The following is a 20,484-nucleotide window of genomic DNA, read 5'->3' as shown; positions in this document are numbered from 1 at the left end:
CTCCACACTGGGAGGCGTTAGCAACTTTCAAAACACCGAATGGTTTATGACGCGCCTACCTCCGGCCGGGTGCCCCCGACCTGAACCATCAGGTCGAGAGCCCTGTTTCCAGACCTTAAGGCGCCCTCCTCACCGCAAATCAAACCGATCCAGGTTCATCACCTTGACCCACGCCGCGACAAAGTCCTGCACGAACTGCCCCTGCGCATCCGCACTGGCATAGACCTCGGCCAGGGCCCGCAACTGGGCGTTGGAGCCGAAGACCAGGTCGACGCGGGTGCCGGTCCATTTGACCTGGCCGGTCTTGCGGTCGCGGGCTTCGAACTCTTGTTGGGCGTCGGAGACAGGTTTCCATTCCACGCCCATGTCCAGCAGGTTGACGAAGAAGTCGTTGGTCAGCGCGCCCGGCCGTGTGGTGAAGACGCCGTGGGGGGTGTGGCCGACATTGATGTCGAGCACGCGCAGGCCGCCGATCAGCACCGTCATTTGGGGGGCGGTGAGGGTCAGCAGTTGCGCCTTGTCGATCAGCAGCGCTTCGGCCGGTACCGCGTAGCGGGTCTTGAGGTAGTTGCGAAAACCATCGGCGATGGGTTCGAGGTAGCCGAACGACTCGACGTCCGTCTGCTCCTGGCTGGCGTCCATGCGCCCTGGGGAGAACGGCACGCTGATGTCGAGGCCGGTGTTTTTCGCGGCCTGTTCGATGCCGGCGCTACCGCCGAGCACGATCAGGTCGGCCAGGGAGACTTTCTTGCCACCGGATTGCGCACTGTTGAAGTCCTTCTGGACCCCTTCGAGGGTCGCCAGCACCTTGGCCAGTTGCTCGGGCTGGTTGACTGGCCAGTCCTTTTGCGGGGCCAGGCGCAGGCGCCCGCCGTTGGCGCCGCCGCGTTTGTCGGAGCCACGGAAGCTGGAAGCCGCCGCCCAGGCGGTGGACACCAGTTGCGACACCGACAGGCCCGAGGCCAGCAATTTGGCCTTGAGTGCGGCGATATCGCTGTCGTTGACCAGGGCATGGTCCACCGCAGGGATCGGGTCTTGCCACAGCAGTTCTTCGTGGGGCAGTTCCGGGCCGAGGTAGCGCGAGAGCGGGCCCATGTCGCGGTGGATCAGCTTGAACCAGGCGCGGGCAAAGGCGTCGGCAAGCTGATCAGGGTTCGCCAGGAAGCGTCGCGAGATCGGCTCGTAGATCGGGTCGAAGCGCAGCGACAGGTCGGTGGTCAGCATGGTCGGGTTGCGCCGCTTGGAGGGGTCGTGGGCATCGGGGATGATGCCGGCGCCGGCGCCACCTTTGGGCGTCCACTGGTGCGCGCCCGCCGGGCTCTTGGTCAGTTCCCACTCGAAGCCGAACAGGTTTTCCAGGTAGTTGTTGCTCCAGCGGGTGGGCGTGGTGGTCCAGGTCACTTCCAGGCCGCTGGTGATGGTGTCGGCGCCCTTGCCACTGCCGAAAGTGCTCTTCCAGCCCAGGCCCTGCAGTTCCAGGCCGGCGGCTTCGGGTTCGGCGCCGACATTGTCGGCGGGGCCGGCGCCGTGGGTCTTGCCGAAGGCGTGGCCGCCGGCGATCAGGGCCACGGTTTCTTCGTCGTTCATCGCCATGCGGGCGAAGGTTTCGCGGATATCCACCCCGGCGGCCACCGGGTCCGGGTTGCCCTCGGGGCCTTCGGGGTTCACATAGATCAGGCCCATCTGCACCGCGGCCAGGGGGTTTTCCAGATTGCGCCCCTGGTCGGTGCGGCTTTCTTCATTGCCAGGCTCGGCCACCAGTTGGCCCTCGCCGGGTTCTTGCATGGCGGCTTTATCCGGTTTGCCATAGCGGGTGTCGCCGCCCAGCCATTTGTTTTCCGAGCCCCAATAGACGTCTTCGTCCGGCTCCCAGGCGTCCGGGCGACCGCCGGAAAAACCGAAGGTCTTGAAGCCCATGGATTCCAGGGCGACGTTGCCGGTGAGTACGATCAGGTCGGCCCAGGAGATGTTGCGGCCGTACTTCTGCTTGATCGGCCACAGCAGCCGGCGCGCCTTGTCGAGGCTGACGTTATCCGGCCAGCTGTTGAGCGGGGCGAAACGCTGCTGGCCAGAACCGGCGCCGCCACGGCCGTCACCGACGCGGTAGGTCCCGGCGCTGTGCCAGGCCATGCGGATGAACAGCGGCCCATAGTGGCCGAAGTCGGCGGGCCACCAGTCCTGGGAGTCGGTCATCAGCGCATGCAGGTCTTGTTTCAGGGCCTGAAAATCCAGGCGCTTGAAGGCTTCGGCATAGTTGAAGTCCTCGCCCATGGGGTCGGACAGGGACGAGTGCTGGTGCAGGATCTTCAGGTTCAGTTGGTTCGGCCACCAGTCGCGGTTGGTTACCCCACCGCCGGCGGCGTGGTTGAACGGGCATTTCGATTCGTTTGCCATGAGGAGCTACCTTTGGTCGTGTTCATCCAGCTATCCGCCCCCGGATGGGCGCGAAATAGCGACAGGCGAAAGCAATGACATAGGTTGCGGGGCTCACAGTTCGCTCAACTGATGGGTGTGGCCACAGGGCATGCTGCAGAGCGGCAAGCGAGTTGCCAGGACGGTGGCCCACGGTAAGCCCAGTACGCTTCTGACTCGTTCTTCGTTATCTCTTGATCAGGTCTCATCCGGCCGGCTCGCGCCAGCGCTGAATTAAGGCTAGACCCTCTGTGGCGGATCGCTAATAGCCGGACTATTGGTTGTTGATAGGGACAAACTTTTACCCGGGGCCCAAGGCCGAAGCCAATGATAGGGACAGCCCCGCGGGGGCTCTGACGGCTTTTGCGACTGATGCCCCGCCTTTTTCGTCCGCCCGACGCGTACAGAGCACGGGAGAAGACCATGAACCAGCGCCCGCGTTGCACGGCCATCCACGAAGCCGGCCACGCCCTGGCCTTCTGGTGGAACGGTCAGCCGATCGCCCGCATTACCGTGCGCACCAGGGCCGAAGCCGACGCGGGTCCGATGCTCGATCGGCGGGGCAACCCGCGCTATGTAGAGGGGTTGGTGGAAGCCGATTACCTGGTCCCGCGCCCGGCCTTCGACGCCCCGGGGATCGCCGAATACCTGCCATCGATGATTGAGTCCATCGAGCGCGACCTGCTGCATTGCTTTGCCGGCCCGGTGGCCGAAGCGATCTACCGCCATGGCCGATCCGACAGGCTGATAAGAGGCAGCGGCCGCGGCGACCTGAGCCGCGCTCATGAGCTGATCAGCCTGCTGCCACCGCGCAAGCTGCTCGACGCCGAATCCCGGGCCCTGGCCCGCGCCAGTTGCCTGGTGCATCGCTACTGGCCGGCGGTCGGCGCGGTGGCGGACCTGCTGCAAGAGCGCGGCATGGTCGAGGGGGAAGCCATCACGGCGCTGTTGTGCGCGATCAACGGCGAGTCGCCGACGCCCCTCGGTAACGATCTGGCAAGCCTCGACCCGTGACGGCGTGGCGTTGAACCGCGCCGGCTTGCGCGATCCGTGAAGTCAGCCAGACTGTCTGCCAATCGCCCGCCTGGCCCGGGCGGTTTTCATCGCCATTGCCCCACCGAGATCACCATGTCGCAGTACCCAGGCGTCGACGCCGAAGGTTTTATCCAGTCCCTGCCCGACCAGCCGTTGCAACCAGCGTTCAGCCACCTGGTGGATGAGTTGCGCGCGATGCTCTCGCGGCGTTTTCCGGCGCTGCTCGATGGCCTGTACCTCTACGGCAGCGTGGCCCGTGGCGACGCGCGGCCGGGCACCTCCGACCTGGATGTGACCCTGGTCCTGGCCTGGGCGCCGAGCCCCGCGGAGCGCCAGCGGCTGGAGCAGACGCGGCAGGCGCTGGAGGCGCGGCACCCGGAAGTGTCGAAGATCGATTTCGACATCGGTGTGCTCAGCGAAGTGCTGGCGCCCGACAATCGCTACCGCTGGGGTTTCTGGCTCAAGCATCAGTGCCGCTGCATCTGGGGCAATGACCTGGGGCTGCGCTTCGAACCCTTCCGTCCGAGCCGGACCATCGCCCTGGCACTGAATGGCGACTTCTCCCAAGTGCTGGAAGGCTACGCTCAGCAGCTGGAACAAAGCCGCGAACCGTTGCAGCAGCAACGCCTGCAACGGGCCGCGGCGCGCAAGGCGCTACGTTCGGCCAACCTGCTGCGCGGCGAACAGGAGCGCGGCTGGCCGACCACCCTGGAGGAGCATGCGCAGCTGCTGACCGCGGCCGAACCTGGGATGGCCGAGTACGCCGCGTTCCTCCTCAAGCAGGCCTATGTTTCCCAGGGTTCGGTGAGTGAATTCGTGCGGCGGTTGCGGGCCTACAGCGCGTTGCTGGCAGGGGAAAGCGTGGGGTGATTCCTGGCACGCCCTCTCCGCTCATGGCGCTGGCGTCGCTTTGGGGAACCTGATTCCGACCCGATGATGGCATTTTGACAACCTTCGACTAGGTTCACTTGAGCAGCCAGCGGGGCACCCTCACCGACCTCCATCGGCTGCATTGCCACGCCTTCCGTATCCGGTCACGGAGACCTTCGAAATGCGCATCGCCCTTCTGTTGAGCCTCGCCCTCCTGTCAGCCTGTTCCACCTCGCAGTACAGCGCGATCAACCTGCAAACCACACAAACCCTGGACCGCCAGCTACTGGCAAAAACCCGAATATCCCCCCAGGCGGCAAAGACACCAGAATGTAAGGATTCCGACGCCAAAGCCGCCGGGGGCGTCGAAGACGGCTACCGCAAAGTCCGCAAACTCTGGCAGCGACTCAACAAGTGCCTGTACAACAACCAAGGCCCCAGAAAACTGGTGGTGCTGCTCGATGGCACGGAAAACACCAAAAAGGACAACACCAATATCTGGCGCATGTATAACCAGGCGCTCGAACAGGCCAATAGCGGGGCCAGGGTCATTCCTTATTACGACAAGGGCGTGGCCACCAGTATTACTACTCCCTTCGGTGCCCTGTTCGGCAGCGGGGTCAGCCTGAATATCCGCCAGGCCTACCGCTTTCTGATCGAGGCTTACCGGCCCGGTGACGAGATCTATATCTTCGGGTTCAGCCGGGGAGCCTTCACCGCACGTTCGTTGAACGGTTTTATCGAAGTCGCCGGCCTGCCCAGCAACCTGAAGGCCGATTACTGGGACAACAGCCTCCTGTGGGGCTGGACCGGCCATATGCACGATGTGGTCGAAGACATGTACGACATCTACAAGTCGCGCAACGATGGTGTACCCGGCTTCGATGACACGCTGCGCAAGCGCCTGAAGAACTATCAAGACGCCAACGGCATCCGGGTCTACGGAGACGACCCGGCTAAAAAAGACGAAAAAAAGGTCGTGGTCAAAGTCATCGGTGTATTCGACACCGTGCCGGCGGTGGGCACCAACCTGAAGGAAGAGCCCGACGAACACCGCCTGGAGCTGTATGCCGAGCGCGGTTACCACGCCATGTCCCTGGACGAACAGAGGGCGTCGTTCCGCCTGCTGCGTTTCGGCCTGCAGCAATCGAAGTCACAGGTACTGGAAGAGGTGTGGTTCGCCGGCGTGCATGCCGATGTGGGGGGCGGCTACCTCAATGACCCGGACACCGCCAAGTGCGGTGAAAGCCCGTATGCCAAGGGTGGCCAGGGACTGGAGACCATCCCGCTGCGCTGGATGCTGAAAAACCTCGAGAGCGACGGCCTATTCGCCAACAGCACGAGCTGGCCGGCCGAGTGCATCGGCGGTCCGCTGCATGATGAATTCCACGATGCCAAATACGTGATCAGTTCCGCCTATAAGGAAGCCGGGCTGATTCGCCGCAAACCGGTGGAACGAGACAAGGTCCATGCCAGTGTGTTTTTGAGAATGGACATCCCCCAATTGAAGGCGCCTCATCCCTTGCGCGAACCCGAGGCCCGCTACGACCCGATCAACCTGGGTTACGCCAGGCGCGAACGCTGCCAGAACGACGACCTGGAGCGCAACTACACCATTGTCGGTACCTACAGGCCCAATTGCTCAACCACCAACGGCACCGTCAGGAAAGGCGCAAACAACGACGCGGTGAACGTCGAGAGCGCCCAATAAAACCACCGGACCAGGAACGGCCCGCGATTGTCCCACGCAATCGCGGCCGCTCCCCGCCACGCCTCTGTAGGAGCGAGGCTTGCCCGCGATGACGGACTCTGGTCCGACGCAAGAAGCGGGTTGTATGTAATGGCTCTATCGCGGGCAAGCCTCGCTCCTACAGAAGATGTTTGCGGTCGGCTGACGCTGCCTGCGGGCTAAACCGTCGAATCCACTGCCTGCCGCCCACGCAGCTGGCTGGCCAGCGCAACAGACAACGCCATGACCACCAGCCCCGCGGCCAGGGCGAAGGTGAAGCCCATACCACTGCCGACGGCCTCGGCGCTTGCCGTGCTCAGGTCCCCTGTCACCGCGGCGAACAGCGCGCCCATCAGCGAGGCGCCGGTGATCAGCCCGAGGTTGCGCGACAGGTTGAGCAGGCCGGAAATCACCCCGCGCTGTTCGGCGCCCACCTCGCTCATCACCGCGGTGTTGTTGGCGGTCTGAAACGTCGCATAGCCCAGGGTGATGACAACGATGGGCGCCAGGTAGCCGCCAATGCCCAGGCTCGCCGGCAGCAAGGCCAGCATCAGGCAACCGAGGACCATGGCGCCGAGACCGGCGAGAATCATCGGCCGCACGCCCAAACGATCGGCGATGCGCCCGGCCGGCACGCCGCTCAGCGCGGTGACACAGGGGCCGAGCGACATCGCCAGGCCCACCGCGAAGGTTTCCAGCCCGAGCCCGTGGGCCAGGTAAAAAGGCCCGACCACCAGCGTCGCCATCATCACCGTCGAGACCAGCGCACTCATGGCCAGGCTGCCGCTCAAGGCCGCATCGCGAAACAGCGCCAGGCGTATCAGCGGCGCGGCCACCCGCGCTTCCACCCAGACAAACAGGCCGGCCGCCATCAGCGCCGCCAACAGCAGCCCGGCGTTGAGCAGGCCGAAATGGCCGCGGCCCAGGGTCATGGCCAGCCCGTAGGCCAGCAGCGTGAGGGCCAGCAGCAAGGTGCCCAGCGGATCGAACGCGCCTCGTTCAAGGGCCCGCGCCTGACCAGCAGCCGGCAGATACCGATAAGCCAGCACCCAGGTCAGCCCGCCTAACGGCACACAGGCCAGGAACAACGCCTGCCAGCCGAACCCGGCGATCAATCCCCCGCCCAGGGACGGGCCGAGGGCGGTGCCGATCGCCGACATCGTGCCCAGCAGGCCCATGGCGCTGCCGGTGCGGGCCTTGCTGACCGTCTCGCCAACCAGGGCCAGGGTCAGCGCCATCATGATCGCCGCGCCGACGCCCTGCAGTGCCCGGGCGCCGATCAGCATCCCCAGCGTCGGGGCGGCGGCGCAGAGCATCGAGGCCAGGGTGAACAGCAGGATCCCCACCAGCAGCAGGCGCCGCCGTCCCAACAGGTCGCCGAGCCGGCCAACACTGACGATCAGCGCGGTCATCGCCAGCAGGTAGGCAAGGACCACCCACTGCACCTGCTGGAAGCTCGCCCCGAACGCCTGCACCAGGGTCGGCAAGCCCACATTGGCGATGCTGGTGCCCAGCGACGCCAGCAACATCGACAGCGACAGGCTGGCCAACGCCCAGCCGACTGACACAACGTCCGGTTCTGTTCCGCTACTGACTGGCTTCACTCTGCACTCCCGCTCTGACCCGCGCGAAACGGCGCTGTCGCCAATCTAGCCCGCGGTCTAACATGGCGGAAGGCGCAGCCTTTGCAGGTTATTCGTGCGTCTGACGCCATATCACTTTCTACGCCAGACGGGGCCGCCGCCATGTCCACACCCGATCTCAATCTGCTGATCACCCTCGACGTGCTGCTCGCCGAAGGCAGTGTGGCGCGCGCCGCCCAGCGCCTGCGGCTAAGCCCGTCGGCGATGAGCCGGGCCCTGGCGCGCCTGCGCGAAACCACCGGCGATCCGCTGCTGGTACGCGCCGGCCGCGGCCTGGTGCCGACCCCGCGCGCCCTGGAACTGCGCGAGCGGGTCGGCCACCTGGTGCAGGACGCCGAAGCCATGTTGCGCCCCGTCGAACGGCTCGACCTGCAGCGCCTGGCGCGCACCTTCACCCTGCGCAGCAGCGACGGTTTCGTCGAGAACTTTGGCCCGGCCCTGGTCGCTCGCCTGCGCGCCGAAGCCCCTGGGGTGCGCCTGCATTTCATGCAGAAAACCAGCAAGGACAGCACGCCCCTGCGCGACGGCACGGTCGACCTCGACACCGGCGTGGTGGACGCCAACGCCAGCCCGGAAATCCATACCCGCGCGCTGTTCCGCGATCGTTTTATCGGTGTGGTACGCAACGGCCATCCGCTGAGCCGCGGGCCGATCAGCGCTGCCCGTTACGCCGCCGGCGAGCATGTGCTGGTATCGCGCCAGGGCCCAGGTCGCGGGCTGGTGGACGATGCGTTGCAGGCGGCGGGCCTGGCGCGCGATATCGCCAGCGTCGTTGGCGGTTTCTCCGCCGCCCTGGCCCTGGTCCGCGCTTCGGACCTGATCGCCGCCGTCCCCGAGCGTCACACCCACAACCTGCGCAGCGGCCTGCACAGCTTCGCCCTGCCGCTGGACACGCCGGAAATCACCGTGTCCATGCTCTGGCATCCACGCATGAACAGCGACCCGGCGCATCGCTGGTTGCGCGACTGTGTGCGGGAGGTGTGCGCGCAGTGATCGGCAAAACCTGGGCAGTCATGTACCGCCACTCCCCTTGCCTCGGCACGGGGAGTGGCCGCTGCCCGCTGAACCGTCCTGTCACGCCTCGGGCATGACCGCCGGCGCAGAATGCTGGCGCAGCGCCCGCAAGCTGCCGCGCAGTTCCGCCGGGCGCACCGGCTTGGACAGGATGGCGATATTGCGGTCGTGCAACGCGGCCTGGATCTTCTCCACCTCATGCCCGGTGAGGATCAGCGCCGGCACCGCCCAGCCGCGCTGCCGGCGCAGGCTGTCGATGCACTCGATGCCCGTGGCGTGGTTGCCCAGGTCATAGTCGGCGATGATGATGTCGCAGTCGCTGACCAGATCCTTACCGCAAAGCTCGGCCTGGACCACACAGCCCCAGCGCTCGAGCAAGGCCGAGGTGGCCAGCAGCACATTGCGATCATCCTCCACCAGGCACACTTTCAAGCCGGTCAGCAGCCCCGCCTGCCGCGCCTCGTCGAGGCTGGCGGCTTGCAACTGCGGTGGCGCCAGGGGCAACCCGTACAGGCTCACCGCGGTGCCGTGGCCCAGCCGCGAACGGATCGCCACTTCGAGCCCCATCAACTGCCCCAGGCGCTTGACGATGGACAGGCCCAGGCCCACGCCTTCGACGTCCTTGTCCCGTAGCTCGCGCACCCGATAGAACTCCTCGAACAGGTTCGGCAGGTGTTCCTCGGCAATCCCCCGGCCCTGGTCATAGATGACGATGGCCAGCCCCGCGCCGCGCTGGCGCACGCCAATCAGCACCGGTCGCCGCGCCGCGTACTTGAAGCAGTTGGACAGCACGTTCTGGACCATGGTGGCGAGCAGCGCCGGGTCCGCCCGGACCCAGTGCGAACAGGGGCGCAGGCGCAGCTCGACCCCGGCCCAACGCGCGGCTTCGGCGTTCTGCCGCATCTGGTCGGCGAGGAATTCGCCCAGGTGCAGGGTCTGGAAACGGGGTTGCACCCGCCCGTTGTCGAGGGTGTAGAGGTCGAGAATCGAGCGGAACAATTGCGAGACGTTGAGCAGCGAGCGGTCGATGTTATCCACCAGGCGCCGCTCTTCGTCGCCCAGGCGCGCCTCGCGCAGGCAGGCGGTGAACAGGCCGATGGAGTGGATCGGCTGGCGCAGGTCGTGGCTGGCCTGGGCGAGAAAACGCGACTTTTCCAGGTTGGCGGCAATCGCCTCTTCCGAAGCCTTGCGCGTGCGCTCCAGCAAGATATGGGCGTAGACCGGGATCACCGTGCTGGTGATCAGCAGCATCAGCACCATGAAGGGTTGCGCCTGCCACAGCGGCGTCAGGCGATAGACCACCAACAGCGCCATTAGCGCCAGGGCCGTGGCAATCGCCAGGTAGCGCGAGCCATAGCGCATGCCGTTGCCCAGGTTGACCCAGACCATCACCGCGTACAGCGGCAACGCCGCCTCCCCGCCGACCACCAGGCCGAACGAGGTGCCGGTGTAATCGTGGACCATGCTCAGGATCCGTCGCGCCGGATAATGCCCGGGCCAGTGCACGATGGCCTGGCGCAGGACGATCGACAGCAGCAGGAACAGGACGATATAGATCACGATCGGCAGGTAGGTATCGACTCGCTGCCCGGGCAGGAAACCCAGCACGCCGATATAGGCCACGGCGCAGGAACCGACAATAATGCGCAGGTTGGCCTGGTCGAGCTCGGTGTTTTTCTCGAATTTCATGGGGAACATCCTTGTGCGCCAGTCGTCGTACTCGACACGAACCACAGGCAGTTGCCTGGCCCGCTGCTAAAGTAGCTGCCTCAAGGAAAGCTCGACCCAAGGAGAGTCACCCCATGGCATGCCGGATTATCATAGCCGACGATCACCCGCTGTTTCGCGAGGGCATGTTGCGCACGGTCCAGCGCCTGCTGCCGGATGCTCTGATCGAACAGGCCGGCGACCTGGACAGGGTACTCGCCCTGACCCGGGCCGGTGACGAACTGGACACGCTGATCCTCGACCTGCGTTTTCCAGGCCTGACCTGTGTCAGCCAGTTGGCCGAGCTGCGCAAGCAATTGCCGCGCACCACCCTGATCGTGGTGTCGATGGTCGACGACCAGGCGCTGATCGGCGAGGTCATGGCCGCCGGCGTCGACGGCTTTATCGGCAAGAACATCGCCCCGGACGAGATCGGCCAGGCGGTCCTGGCCATTCGCCAAGGCGAAGTGCTGGTCAAGTTCGCCCCTTCCGGCCTGCTGCCGCTGGGCACCGGCGCCACCCTGACCGCGCGCCAGCACGAGGTGCTGCGCCTGATCGCCCAGGGCAAGACCAACAAGGAAATCGCCCGCGAACTGGAGATCTCGCCCTTCACCGTGCGCATCCATGTGTCGTCGCTGCTGCGCATCCTCAATGTGCCATCACGGGCCGCGGCGGCGGTGAAATATTCAGGGGGGCTGTAGCCCGGCTCGTCGCCTGCCAGCGCGTGGCCGCCAGGGTCGGCCGATAATGTGTGGGTTTCCCTGCTGGCACGTCGTGCGCCCCACCCTTCATCGAGGAACCGGAACATGCCGCTGACCCTGTATTTCCATCCCCTGTCGTCGTTCTGCCACAAGGTGCTGATCGCCCTGTACGAACACGGCAGCGCCTTTGAAAAACGCATCATCGACCTGGCCAACGACGCCGACCGGGCCGAGCTGCAAAGCCTGTGGCCGCTGGGCAAGTTCCCGGTCATCCGCGATCACGCCCGGCAGCGCGATGTGCCGGAATCGAGTGTGATCATCGAGTACCTGGACCGGTTTTATCGCGGCCGGCAGCCGTTGATTCCGGATGATTGGGACAGCGCGCTGGAAGTCCGGCTGTGGGACCGTTTTTTCGATTGCCATGTCCAGGGGCCGATGCAGCGGATAGTCGCCGATCGCCTGTATGGCACCAATGGCGACCTGAGCCGGGAACGCGCAGCCCTGCTGAGCGCATACACCATGCTCGAACGGCGCCTGGCCTCGAGGATCTGGGTGGCCAGCCCGGACTTCAGCCTGGCCGATTGCGCCGCCGCCCCGGCCTTGTTCTATGCCAGCACGCTGGTGGCCTTTGCCGATGACCATCGCCATTTGCGCGCCTATTTCGAGCGGCTGCTACAGCGCCCCTCGTTCCAGCGGGTCATCGACGAAGCCCGGCCCTACTTTGTCCATTACCCGTTTGCCGAGGCCATCGCGCCGCGCTTTCGCTAGCCGCCGGACCAGAGCTGAGGTGATGGGGATATTCCGGGCACACAAAAACGGGCCGCTTGAGCATCCGGATGGAGCCGAGGCCGTGCCTTGGGGGAGCGTTTGATAAATAGAGGGAGGGATGAGAGATGGCAGGGGCGGCTGGATTCGAACCAACGCATGGCAGGATCAAAACCTGCTGCCTTACCGCTTGGCGACGCCCCTATCTCTGCTGTTGCTTGCTTTCACTGCAAGCCCCGTGGGGGCCTCTGCAAGAACGCGCGGAAATCTATCAACTTTTTCGTCGTCTGTGAAGTCAAAGATGCATAAATTTGTTTTTAAAACAGCTACTTACTTTTTGGGGCCTGAGTGAGGTAAAAACCGCCGATGCCCGGCAACCGCTATACGGCGGGCGCCAGTCGCCGATCAGCCGCCAACAACGACGGCGAAACCTTTAACGATTCCCCGCCGGCAACTTGGTGCAAAATACCCCGCTCAGGTTGTAGCCCAGCCCCAGTCGCGTCGTGCCGCGCAACGAGAACCGATATGAACACCCATTGTGAGATAAGCGATGTGCCCAAGCCGCCCCAACCCCAGCGCCAGCGTGATGGCAACTTTCACTACATCACCCCTCAGCAGCCGGCGGTAACAGCATGATCGAAGTCACCGAGGTTTCCATTGCCCAACTGCGCGCCGCGCTCGAAGCTGGCCAGACCACGGCGGTCGAACTGGTCCAGGCCTATCTCGCCAGGATCGATGCCTACGACGGCCCCGACACGCCTACCGCCCTCAATGCGGTAGTGGTACGCAACCCCGACGCGCTCAAGGAAGCCCAGGCCTCCGACGCCCGCCGGGCCAGGGGCGAAACCCTGGGTCCGCTCGATGGCATTCCCTACACCGCCAAGGACAGCTATCTGGTCAAGGGCCTCACCGCGGCCTCCGGCAGCCCCGCCTTCGCCAGGCTGATCGCCTATCGCGACGCATTCACCATCGAACGGCTGCGCGCCGCCGGGGCGATTTGCCTGGGCAAGACCAATATGCCGCCCATGGCCAACGGCGGCATGCAGCGCGGGGTCTATGGCCGCGCGGAAAGCCCGTACAACGCCGCCTACCTCACCGCGCCCTTCGCCTCAGGCTCGTCGAACGGCGCCGGGACTGCCACCGCCGCCAGCTTCGCCGCCTTTGGCCTGGCGGAGGAAACCTGGTCCAGCGGCCGGGGACCTGCCTCGAACAACGGCTTGTGTGCCTACACCCCGTCGCGCGGGGTGATCTCGGTGCGCGGCAACTGGCCGCTGACCCCGACCATGGACGTGGTGGTGCCCTATACCCGGACCATGGCCGACCTGCTCGAAGTGCTCGACGTGGTGGTCGCCGAGGACTCGGACACCCGTGGCGATCTGTGGCGCCTGCAACCCTGGGTGCCGATTCCCAGCGTGGCCTCGGTGCGCCCGGCTTCCTATCAGGAACTGGCCGCCACCGGCAGCGCCCTGGCCGGCAAGCGCTTCGGCGTGCCGCGCATGTACATCAACGCCGACCCCGAGGCGGGCACCAGCGAGGCGCCGGGGATCGGTGGCCCGACCGGGCAACGCATCGACACCCGCCCTTCGGTGATCGGCCTCTGGCAGCAGACGCGCCAGGCGCTCGAAGCCGCCGGCGCCGAGGTGCTCGAAGTGGATTTCCCCCTGGTGTCCAATTGCGAGGGCGATCGCCCCGGCGCGCCGACGGTGTTCAACCGCGGCCTGGTGTCCAAGGAGTTCCTGCACCATGAATTGTGGGACCTGACCGCCTGGGCCTTCGATGACTTCCTGCAAGCCAACGGCGACCCGCAGCTCAATCGCCTGGTGGACGTCGACGGCCCGCTGATATTCCCTCACGACCCGGGCACCCTGCCCAACCGCGAAGGCGACCTCGCCGCCGGCATGGACGAGTACGTGAAGATGGCCGAGCGCGGCATCACCCCCTGGGACCAGATCCCCACCGTGCCCGACGGCCTGCGCGGCCTGGAGAAAACCCGCAAGCTCGATCTCGAGGACTGGATGGACCGTCTCGGCCTTGATGCGGTGATCTTCCCCACCGTGGCCGACGTCGGCCCGGCCAATGCCGATGTCGACCCGGCGTCCGCGGACATCGCCTGGAGCAATGGCGTCTGGGTGGCCAACGGCAACCTCGCCATCCGCCACCTGGGCGTGCCCACGGTCACCGTGCCGATGGGCGTCATGCCAGACATCGGCATGCCTGTCGGGCTGACCTTCGCCGGCCGCGCCTACGACGATTCGAACCTGCTGCGCCTGGCGGCGGCCTACGAGTCCACCGGCAGCAAACGCCTGATTCCGCCGCGCACTCCGGCGTTGCTGGCGGGCAAGTAATCGGCGGGTAAACAAGCAAGGGCGGGATGGAGCATGACCAGTTCCAATCCCACCCGCTAACAGCGCGCTTGAACACCGAGCCCCATCCGTGGCCTGTTCCAAGGCAGCGCCGCGCCTCTGCTTCCTTCAGCTACTTGCGTGGCTGGGTGGTCGAGAAGATATAGCGTGCAAAACGCCATTGGCCATCGCTTTCTCGATGCAACAGGAAAACCTCCTGATTGCCTTCACTGCTGGCAGGCTGATCCCCCTTCAGCAACTTCACCGTACCGTTGGAACGGGTCCGGGCGAACGCCCAGTCCCGTGACAGCGGCTGGATTTCATCGATGGTGAAACGCACGTCGAGCCTGAGCAGGTCGAAGATCTGCCGATACGCCGCGCGTATCGCGTCACTTCCCACGGCCGGCGGGCTGTTCTGCGGCATAAACACCGCGTCGCCGGCATACAGGGTCATGACGTGGTCGAGGTCGGATGCGTTCAACGCCGTTTCATAGCGCTTGAGCTGTTGGGTGACCGCCGCCGTCACGCCTGCCTCGGCGGCTGGCTGGGCAGCCTGGGCCGCCAGGGGCAGCAACAGGCTGGCAAGCACCAATGTGATCAATCGAATACCCATGATGTTCTCCTTGAGATCAAAGCACGACGACGAGCTTGCCCAGTGCGCGATCGCTTTCTATCAGGCGATGCGCCTCGCGGACTTCGTCAAAGGCAAAGGTTCGGGTATGGATGGACGGTATGCGCTGGGCGGCGAGTTCCTTGGCCAGCCACGGCAGCGGAGTGTCCTGCAGGGGTAGGGCCGGCGTACCGAACAAGCCGCTCGGGAAGAAGTTCAGACGCACGCCCGCGGGCAGGTCCTGCATCAGGTGGAACTGCTCCAGAATCGGCGCGCCGCCGAGCAGCCCGATCACGCTCACCGCACCGAAGGGGCGCAGGGTCTTGAGGGTATCTCGCAGTGTGGGCGCGCCAACGACTTCCAGGGCCGCATCGACCCCAGCAGACGCAATTTCGCGGATGCGCGGGGCGATATCGCCGTTGTCGACCACCACCACATCGGCCCCTGCCTGGTAAAGGCGCTGGCTGTTTTCCGGGTTGCGGGTGGTGGCGATGACTTTTAATCCACGAGCCTTGGCATAGGTGATGGCGGCCAGGCCAACCGATGAGGTGCCTCCGCGAACCAGCAAGGTCTGGCCCTCCTGGATGCCCAGGCTCTTGTCCAGCGCACCCCATACCGTGAGGTAGGCCTCCGGCAGCGTAGCCAGTTGTTCCCAGGACAAAGAAGTGTCATCCAGCGCAATCACGTTGCTGCGTAGCACCGTCACCTGCTCGGCGTAGCTGCCATTGCGGGTGAACTGCATGCCGCCCATGGCCGTGACCACCCGCTGGCCCGTGCGCAACAGACCCGAGGGGTCCTGGATGACTTCACCTACCGCCTCGATGCCCGGCACCCGAGGTGCGCTGATGGCGCCCATCTTGCCAGCGCGCAGATAGGTTTCGGCGCGGTTGAGACCAAAGGCGCGGACGCGGATCTGGACTTCGTCGGCCGTCGGCTCGGGGGACGGGATATCCCGCAATTGCAGGACTTGCGGGCCACCGGTCTGTTCGATCACATAAGCTTTCATGCTGGAATTCCTCAAGTACGCTGTGGGTCGGAGCGATTGCCGTCAAGGCAGTGGCGTCACTATCCTTCAAGCGAAACTGGAAGATAATCCACACAATAGATAGGCTTCCTCTCATAAACGAGAGGATCAGCCATGGACTTCAACGCCGTCCGGATGTTTGTCAGCGTGGCGCAGGCCGGCAGCCTTTCTGCCGCCGCCGAGCGCCTGGAGATTCCCCTGCCCACCTTGAGCCGACGCATTCGCGAGCTCGAACAGCAGCTGAAAGTGCAACTGCTCGAACGCTCGGTACGGGGCACCAAGCTCACCGACTCGGGGGCGCGCCTGTACGAACACGCCAGCCGCGGTATCGAGGCGCTGATCGAAGGGGAACAGGCGGTGATCAGCGATCAGGCCCTGTTGAAAGGCCGCTTGCGGCTGTCGTTGCCGCCCTCGTTCGAACCCTGGTGGGATGTGCTGTCGGCGTTCCAGCGCCGCTACCCGCAGGTCGAGGTCAGCGTCCATACCACGGAGCGACGCATCGACCTCATCGAAGACGGCGTGGATGTGGCGTTACGGGTCGGCGCGATTACCCATGAGACCATGGTCGCCCGCCGCCTGCTGAGCTATCGCCACCTGCTGGTAGCCAGCCCGGCGTTGCTTGAGCGGCTGGGCCCGCCCCGCAGCGTCGAGGCGCTGAATGCTTACCCCTGCGGAGTCTGGAGCCAGGGCAGCCCGGGGACCTGGCAGTTGGGAGAGGTGGCCTTCAAGCCCAGGGCCATGCTCGCCACCAACGACTATGCGCACCTGCGCAGCCGGGCGCTGGCCGGTGACCTGGTGACGGAACTGCCGCCCTTCCTCGCGGCGCGTGCCATCCGCGAAGGCCGGCTGCTGGCGCTGCTGCCCGACTATCCCTTGCCCGAGCAGCAAATCAATCTGCTCTACCCGTCCCACCGTCACCCCTCGGCCATCGTGCGGGCGTACCTGGACTTCTCCCAGGGGTACATGGGCTATCTGACAGAGGTATCGTCCACCCAGCAGTGATCGATCCTGAGGGCCCCAGGCACGAGCCGAATCGATCAGCCCTCCTCCAGCCGCTCCCGCAGGAACTCGATAAAGCGCTGGGTCTTCGCCGGCAGCAGGCGGGTTTCGGTGAGGGCGTAGACAGGGATGGGGCTGGCTTGCCACTGCGGCATTACCCTGCACAGGCTGCCGTTGGCCAGTTCCTCGGCGACTATGCCTTGCGCCAGCACGGCGATGCCCAGGTCGAGCGTCGCCAGGCGGCGGATCAGGCCCACGCTGTTGAGTTGGAAGCGCCCGCCCACCTCGATCTCCAGCGTTTCGCCTGGACGGGACAGCGTCCAGTTGTCGGCTTTGGGCGAACGCAGGCGCAGGCATTCATGCCCCGCCAGATCTTGCGGATGAGCCGGCTCGCCGAACCGTTCGAGATAAGCCGGTGAGGCGTACAAAAAGCGCGGCAGACTGGCGAGCTTGCGCGCGATCAGATTCGAGCTCGGCGGCTCGCCCATGCGAATGACCACATCGACCGGCTCGCTGATCAAATCGACCTGGCGCGGCGTCAGGTCGAAATCGAAGCTGATGCCCGGGTAACGGCCGGCGAACTCGGCGATCAGCGGCGCCAGGTAGATGGTGGCGAAATCCACCGGCAGCGAGGCGCGCAACAGGCCGCTGGGCCGCGCCAGCATTTCCCCCAGTTGCTCGTGGGCGAGACGGGCCTCCTCGACGATGCGCTTGCAGCGCTCGAAGTACAGTTGCCCCGCCTCGGTCAGTTCGATCTTGCGGGTGGTGCGGTGCAGCAGCCGCAGGCCGATGGCCTTCTCCAGGCCGCTGATGCGCCGCGACAAGGTCGAGTTCGGCATCTCCATCGCTTGCGCCGCGCGGCGGAAACTGCGCGCTTTCACCACCTCGACGAACAGCGCCATATCGTTCAGAAACTCCACGCCGATTGCTCCACCAATGGATCAGTCATTTCAATTTAGACGGATTTATCCCGCCTTTGGATTGATCGATGATAACCACATCGCCCATTGAGGAGCACTGCCATGAGTTCGCTTTTTTCCCCCGTCCAAGTAGGTCGCCACCACTTGTCCAACCGCCTGGTCATGGCGCCCATGACCCGTTCCCGCGCCGATGATGCCGGGGTGCCCAGCGAGTTGGCGGTAACCTATTACGCCCAGCGCGCCGGCGCCGGCCTGATCGTTTCCGAGGGGGTATTCCCCGCCGCCCTGGGCAAGGGCTACGTGCGTACCCCGGGGATCGAAACCGCGGCACAGGTGGCGGCCTGGAAGCAGGTCAGCACGGCGGTGCACGCGCGCGGCGGGAAGATCTTCATGCAACTGATGCACTGCGGGCGCATCTCTCACCCTTCGCTGCTGCCTGAAGGCGCCCTGCCCCTGGCCCCTTCAGCGATCAGGCCGGCGGGCCAGACCTGGACCGCGACCGGCCTGCAGGACTTCGTCACCCCCCATGCACTGAGCGTGGAAGAAATCGCCACAGTGGTCGCGGGCTATCGGCAGGCCGCGCGCCTGGCCATCGAGGCGGGTTTCGACGGGGTCGAGCTGCATGGCGCCTCGGGTTATCTGCCGGAACAGTTCCTCTCGTCCGGCAGCAACCAGCGCAGCGATGCCTACGGCGGCTCGGTGGAGAACCGCGCGCGTTTTGTCCTCGAGGTACTGGCGGCGGTGACAGCGGAAATCGGCGGTGACCGGGTTGGCCTGAAGATCTCGCCGCAAATGAACTTCAACGACATCACCGATGCCAACCCGCAACAGACCTACCGCTACCTGGTGGAGCAGTTGCGCGGACTCGACCTGGCCTACCTGCACGTGGCCCTGTTCGGCGCCAGCGTCGACTACCACGCCCTGTTGCACCCACTGTTCGACGGCCGCTACCTGATCGGTGGCGGGCTCGACCAGCAGGCCGCTGAAACGCTGCCCGCCGATGGCCGGGCCGACGCCGTGGTGTTTGGCGCGGCCTTCCTCGCCAACCCGGACCTGCCCGAGCGTTTCCGCCGGGGCGCCGAGCTGAATGCACCGCATAAGGAGACCTTCTACAGCCCGGGCGCGCAAGGCTATACCGACTACCCGAACCTGGGCGCCTGAGGACACCGCCATGACCCATATCGCACGCCTGCAACGGATGAACCACGGCAGCCACTTCCGTGCCTTCACCCTGCGCGGTGGCCAGCCCGCCACGTCCATCGACCCCTTCCTCGCGGTCGACCACGCCTGGACCAGCGGGCCGACGTTCCCGCCGCACCCCCATGCCGGTTTTTCCGCGGTGTCCTACCTGTTCCTCGACTCCGAGACCGGGATCGACAACCGCGACTCCCTGGGCAACCGCAACCTGATCCAGCCCGGCGGCCTGCACTGGACCGCCGCGGGCACGGGCGTGGTGCATGAAGAAGTGCCCACCGAGACAGGCAAGACCGTGCACATGCTGCAGGTGTTCATCAACCTGCCACTGCACCTGCAGGGCGGCGCGCCATTCGTCTTCAGCCTCGAAGCCGAGGACGTGCCGGTGGTGCAGTTACCGGGGGTGAAAGTCCGGGTGCCACTGGGCCGCTTCGCGGATATCCATTCGCCGCTGTCGCTGCCCACCGAGGTCAGCTTGCTGGACATCTCCCTGGAGCCAGGCGCGCAGGTGACGGTGCCGATCGCGGCCGGCCATGGCGCCTTCGTGATGCCGATCGACGGTGAACTGTCGGTCGATGGCCAGCCCTTCGACCTAATGCACGCCCGACTGCCAGTGAGCCTGCCACAACCCGAAGAACGCCAGCTCAGCCTGCGGGCGGACCAGGGGCCGGCGAAGGCGGTGCTGTTTTCCGGTCGCCCCCTGGGGCAACCGGTGTATTGGCAGGGGCCGCTGGCCCTTGCCTCGCAAGAGGCGCTGGCCGCGGCCGTCGAGGCCTACCAGCGCGGCGCGTTCGGCACGCTGCAAGCGCGCTGATCGCCCTAGATCAACCCCGGGGCGCAAGCGCCCAATCTCACCTACCAGGAGCACCATCATGTCCTACGAAAGATTCAGTGCCGAAAATGCCGCCCTACTGTTGATCGACCACCAAGTGGGGACCATGGGCTGGGTGAAATCCATTCCCTTCGAAGAGATGAAACGCAACGCGCTGATGCTCGCCAAGGCCGCCAGTATCCTGCAACTGCCGGTGGTCCTGACTTCGAGCATGGAGGAATACGCCCAGGGGCCACTGCTGAGCGAACTGGAACAGATCCTGCCCGGCGAGTTCGCCGCCCGCGTCAAGCGCCTGGGGATCGTCAACGCCATGGACGATGACAACTTCGCCAAGGCGGTCCAGGCCACCGGCCGCAAGAAACTGATCATTGCCGGGGTCACCAATGACGTCTGCACGGTGTACCCGGCCCTGAGCCTGGTGCGCGATGGCTATGAGGTGCAGGTGGTGGCTGACGCCGGCGGTTCACCCAGCGCCATGGCCGATGACATCGCCCTGCGCCGGATGGACAAGGGCGGCGTGACCCTGACCAGTACCAACCAGCTGATCGCCGAACTCGCGGGAAGCTGGGCGACGCCACAAGGCGGTCAACTGGTGCAGGTACTGATGACCGCGCTGCAAGGCTGAGTCGCGCGAAAAACGATCACCAGAACGGCGCCAGGCGGTTCTGGCGATCCGCATTGGCGCCC

General features: G+C 65.3%; 17 protein-coding genes and 1 tRNA gene. 11 read left to right on the top strand and 7 right to left on the bottom strand.

The genetic code is table 11. The annotated features are described in order from the left end of the window. Positions 1-129: 129 nt before the first annotated feature. On the bottom strand, positions 130-2,394 hold the full coding sequence (katG, locus tag AC07VU_RS23665) for a catalase/peroxidase HPI (protein WP_495030584.1): 2,265 nt from the start codon (positions 2,392-2,394) through the stop codon (positions 130-132). Between the two features lie 441 nt (positions 2,395-2,835). Between katG and AC07VU_RS23660 the strand changes: the two genes are divergently transcribed. From AC07VU_RS23660 to AC07VU_RS23650, 3 genes are all read left to right on the top strand, one after another. Beyond that, positions 2,836-3,426, top strand: a complete 591-nt coding sequence (locus tag AC07VU_RS23660; RefSeq protein WP_053261981.1) for a hypothetical protein — start codon at positions 2,836-2,838, stop codon at positions 3,424-3,426. A 114-nt stretch (positions 3,427-3,540) separates the two neighbouring features. Next, positions 3,541-4,317, top strand: a complete 777-nt coding sequence (locus AC07VU_RS23655) for a nucleotidyltransferase domain-containing protein (protein ID WP_495030583.1) — start codon at positions 3,541-3,543, stop codon at positions 4,315-4,317. A gap of 181 nt (positions 4,318-4,498) precedes the next feature. Then, the gene (locus AC07VU_RS23650) at positions 4,499-6,028 is read left to right on the top strand and encodes a phospholipase effector Tle1 domain-containing protein (RefSeq protein WP_495030582.1); all 1,530 of its coding nucleotides are present in this window, start codon (positions 4,499-4,501) and stop codon (positions 6,026-6,028) included. Between the two features lie 197 nt (positions 6,029-6,225). On the opposite strand, the gene AC07VU_RS23645 is transcribed toward AC07VU_RS23650, so the two are convergent. Then, positions 6,226-7,650 carry an MFS transporter gene (locus AC07VU_RS23645; RefSeq protein WP_495030581.1) on the bottom strand — a complete coding sequence of 475 codons (1,425 nt, stop codon included), beginning with the start codon at positions 7,648-7,650 and terminating at the stop codon, positions 6,226-6,228. Positions 7,651-7,791: 141 nt separating this feature from the next. Between AC07VU_RS23645 and AC07VU_RS23640 the strand changes: the two genes are divergently transcribed. Next, entirely contained in the window at positions 7,792-8,682 is an 891-nt protein-coding gene (locus tag AC07VU_RS23640) for a LysR family transcriptional regulator (protein WP_495030580.1), read from the top strand. An 81-nt stretch (positions 8,683-8,763) separates the two neighbouring features. On the opposite strand, the gene AC07VU_RS23635 is transcribed toward AC07VU_RS23640, so the two are convergent. Next, positions 8,764-10,392, bottom strand: coding sequence for an ATP-binding response regulator (locus AC07VU_RS23635; RefSeq protein WP_495030579.1), 1,629 nt, complete (start codon positions 10,390-10,392; stop codon positions 8,764-8,766). A 113-nt stretch (positions 10,393-10,505) separates the two neighbouring features. On the opposite strand from AC07VU_RS23635, the gene AC07VU_RS23630 reads away from it, so the two are divergent. Both AC07VU_RS23630 and AC07VU_RS23625 read left to right on the top strand, forming a co-directional pair. Further along, positions 10,506-11,111, top strand: coding sequence for a LuxR C-terminal-related transcriptional regulator (locus AC07VU_RS23630; RefSeq protein ID WP_102680653.1), 606 nt, complete (start codon positions 10,506-10,508; stop codon positions 11,109-11,111). A gap of 105 nt (positions 11,112-11,216) precedes the next feature. Beyond that, on the top strand, positions 11,217-11,879 hold the full coding sequence (locus AC07VU_RS23625; protein ID WP_277589278.1) for a glutathione S-transferase family protein: 663 nt from the start codon (positions 11,217-11,219) through the stop codon (positions 11,877-11,879). Between the two features lie 126 nt (positions 11,880-12,005). Here AC07VU_RS23625 and AC07VU_RS23620 read toward each other — a convergent pair. Continuing rightward, positions 12,006-12,080 (bottom strand) — tRNA-Gln (locus tag AC07VU_RS23620). Positions 12,081-12,508: 428 nt separating this feature from the next. Between AC07VU_RS23620 and AC07VU_RS23615 the strand changes: the two genes are divergently transcribed. Further along, a complete protein-coding gene (locus tag AC07VU_RS23615; RefSeq protein ID WP_277589279.1) occupies positions 12,509-14,221 on the top strand; it encodes an amidase in 1,713 nt (570 codons plus the stop codon). Positions 14,222-14,351: 130 nt separating this feature from the next. Here the strand turns inward: AC07VU_RS23615 and AC07VU_RS23610 are convergent, their stop codons facing one another. Together AC07VU_RS23610 and AC07VU_RS23605 are read right to left on the bottom strand one after the other, a co-directional pair. Beyond that, positions 14,352-14,831 carry a YybH family protein gene (locus tag AC07VU_RS23610; RefSeq protein WP_457274482.1) on the bottom strand — a complete coding sequence of 160 codons (480 nt, stop codon included), beginning with the start codon at positions 14,829-14,831 and terminating at the stop codon, positions 14,352-14,354. A gap of 16 nt (positions 14,832-14,847) precedes the next feature. Next, positions 14,848-15,834 (bottom strand): zinc-binding dehydrogenase, encoded by a 987-nt coding sequence (locus AC07VU_RS23605; RefSeq protein WP_274304138.1) that lies wholly within the window; start codon positions 15,832-15,834, stop codon positions 14,848-14,850. A gap of 132 nt (positions 15,835-15,966) precedes the next feature. Between AC07VU_RS23605 and AC07VU_RS23600 the strand changes: the two genes are divergently transcribed. Continuing rightward, positions 15,967-16,854 carry a LysR family transcriptional regulator gene (locus AC07VU_RS23600; protein WP_102680648.1) on the top strand — a complete coding sequence of 296 codons (888 nt, stop codon included), beginning with the start codon at positions 15,967-15,969 and terminating at the stop codon, positions 16,852-16,854. 35 nt (positions 16,855-16,889) lie between these two features. On the opposite strand, the gene AC07VU_RS23595 is transcribed toward AC07VU_RS23600, so the two are convergent. Then, positions 16,890-17,771, bottom strand: a complete 882-nt coding sequence (locus tag AC07VU_RS23595; RefSeq protein ID WP_053261993.1) for a LysR family transcriptional regulator — start codon at positions 17,769-17,771, stop codon at positions 16,890-16,892. Between the two features lie 102 nt (positions 17,772-17,873). Here AC07VU_RS23595 and AC07VU_RS23590 point away from each other — a divergent pair, with 102 nt between their 5' ends. From AC07VU_RS23590 to AC07VU_RS23580, 3 genes are read left to right on the top strand one after another with little or no spacing between them, the layout of a single operon-like run. Continuing rightward, positions 17,874-18,932, top strand: coding sequence for an alkene reductase (locus tag AC07VU_RS23590; RefSeq protein WP_495030578.1), 1,059 nt, complete (start codon positions 17,874-17,876; stop codon positions 18,930-18,932). A gap of 10 nt (positions 18,933-18,942) precedes the next feature. After that, positions 18,943-19,779 carry a pirin family protein gene (locus AC07VU_RS23585; RefSeq protein WP_274304140.1) on the top strand — a complete coding sequence of 279 codons (837 nt, stop codon included), beginning with the start codon at positions 18,943-18,945 and terminating at the stop codon, positions 19,777-19,779. Between the two features lie 58 nt (positions 19,780-19,837). After that, positions 19,838-20,422: an isochorismatase family protein gene (locus tag AC07VU_RS23580; RefSeq protein ID WP_102680645.1), complete on the top strand. Its 585-nt coding sequence runs from the start codon at positions 19,838-19,840 to the stop codon at positions 20,420-20,422. The last annotated feature ends 62 nt before the right edge of the window (positions 20,423-20,484 follow it).

The organism is Pseudomonas sp. GW821-FHT02B10, from assembly GCF_059421865.1.
This window is presented reverse-complemented; position numbering and strand designations above follow the sequence as displayed.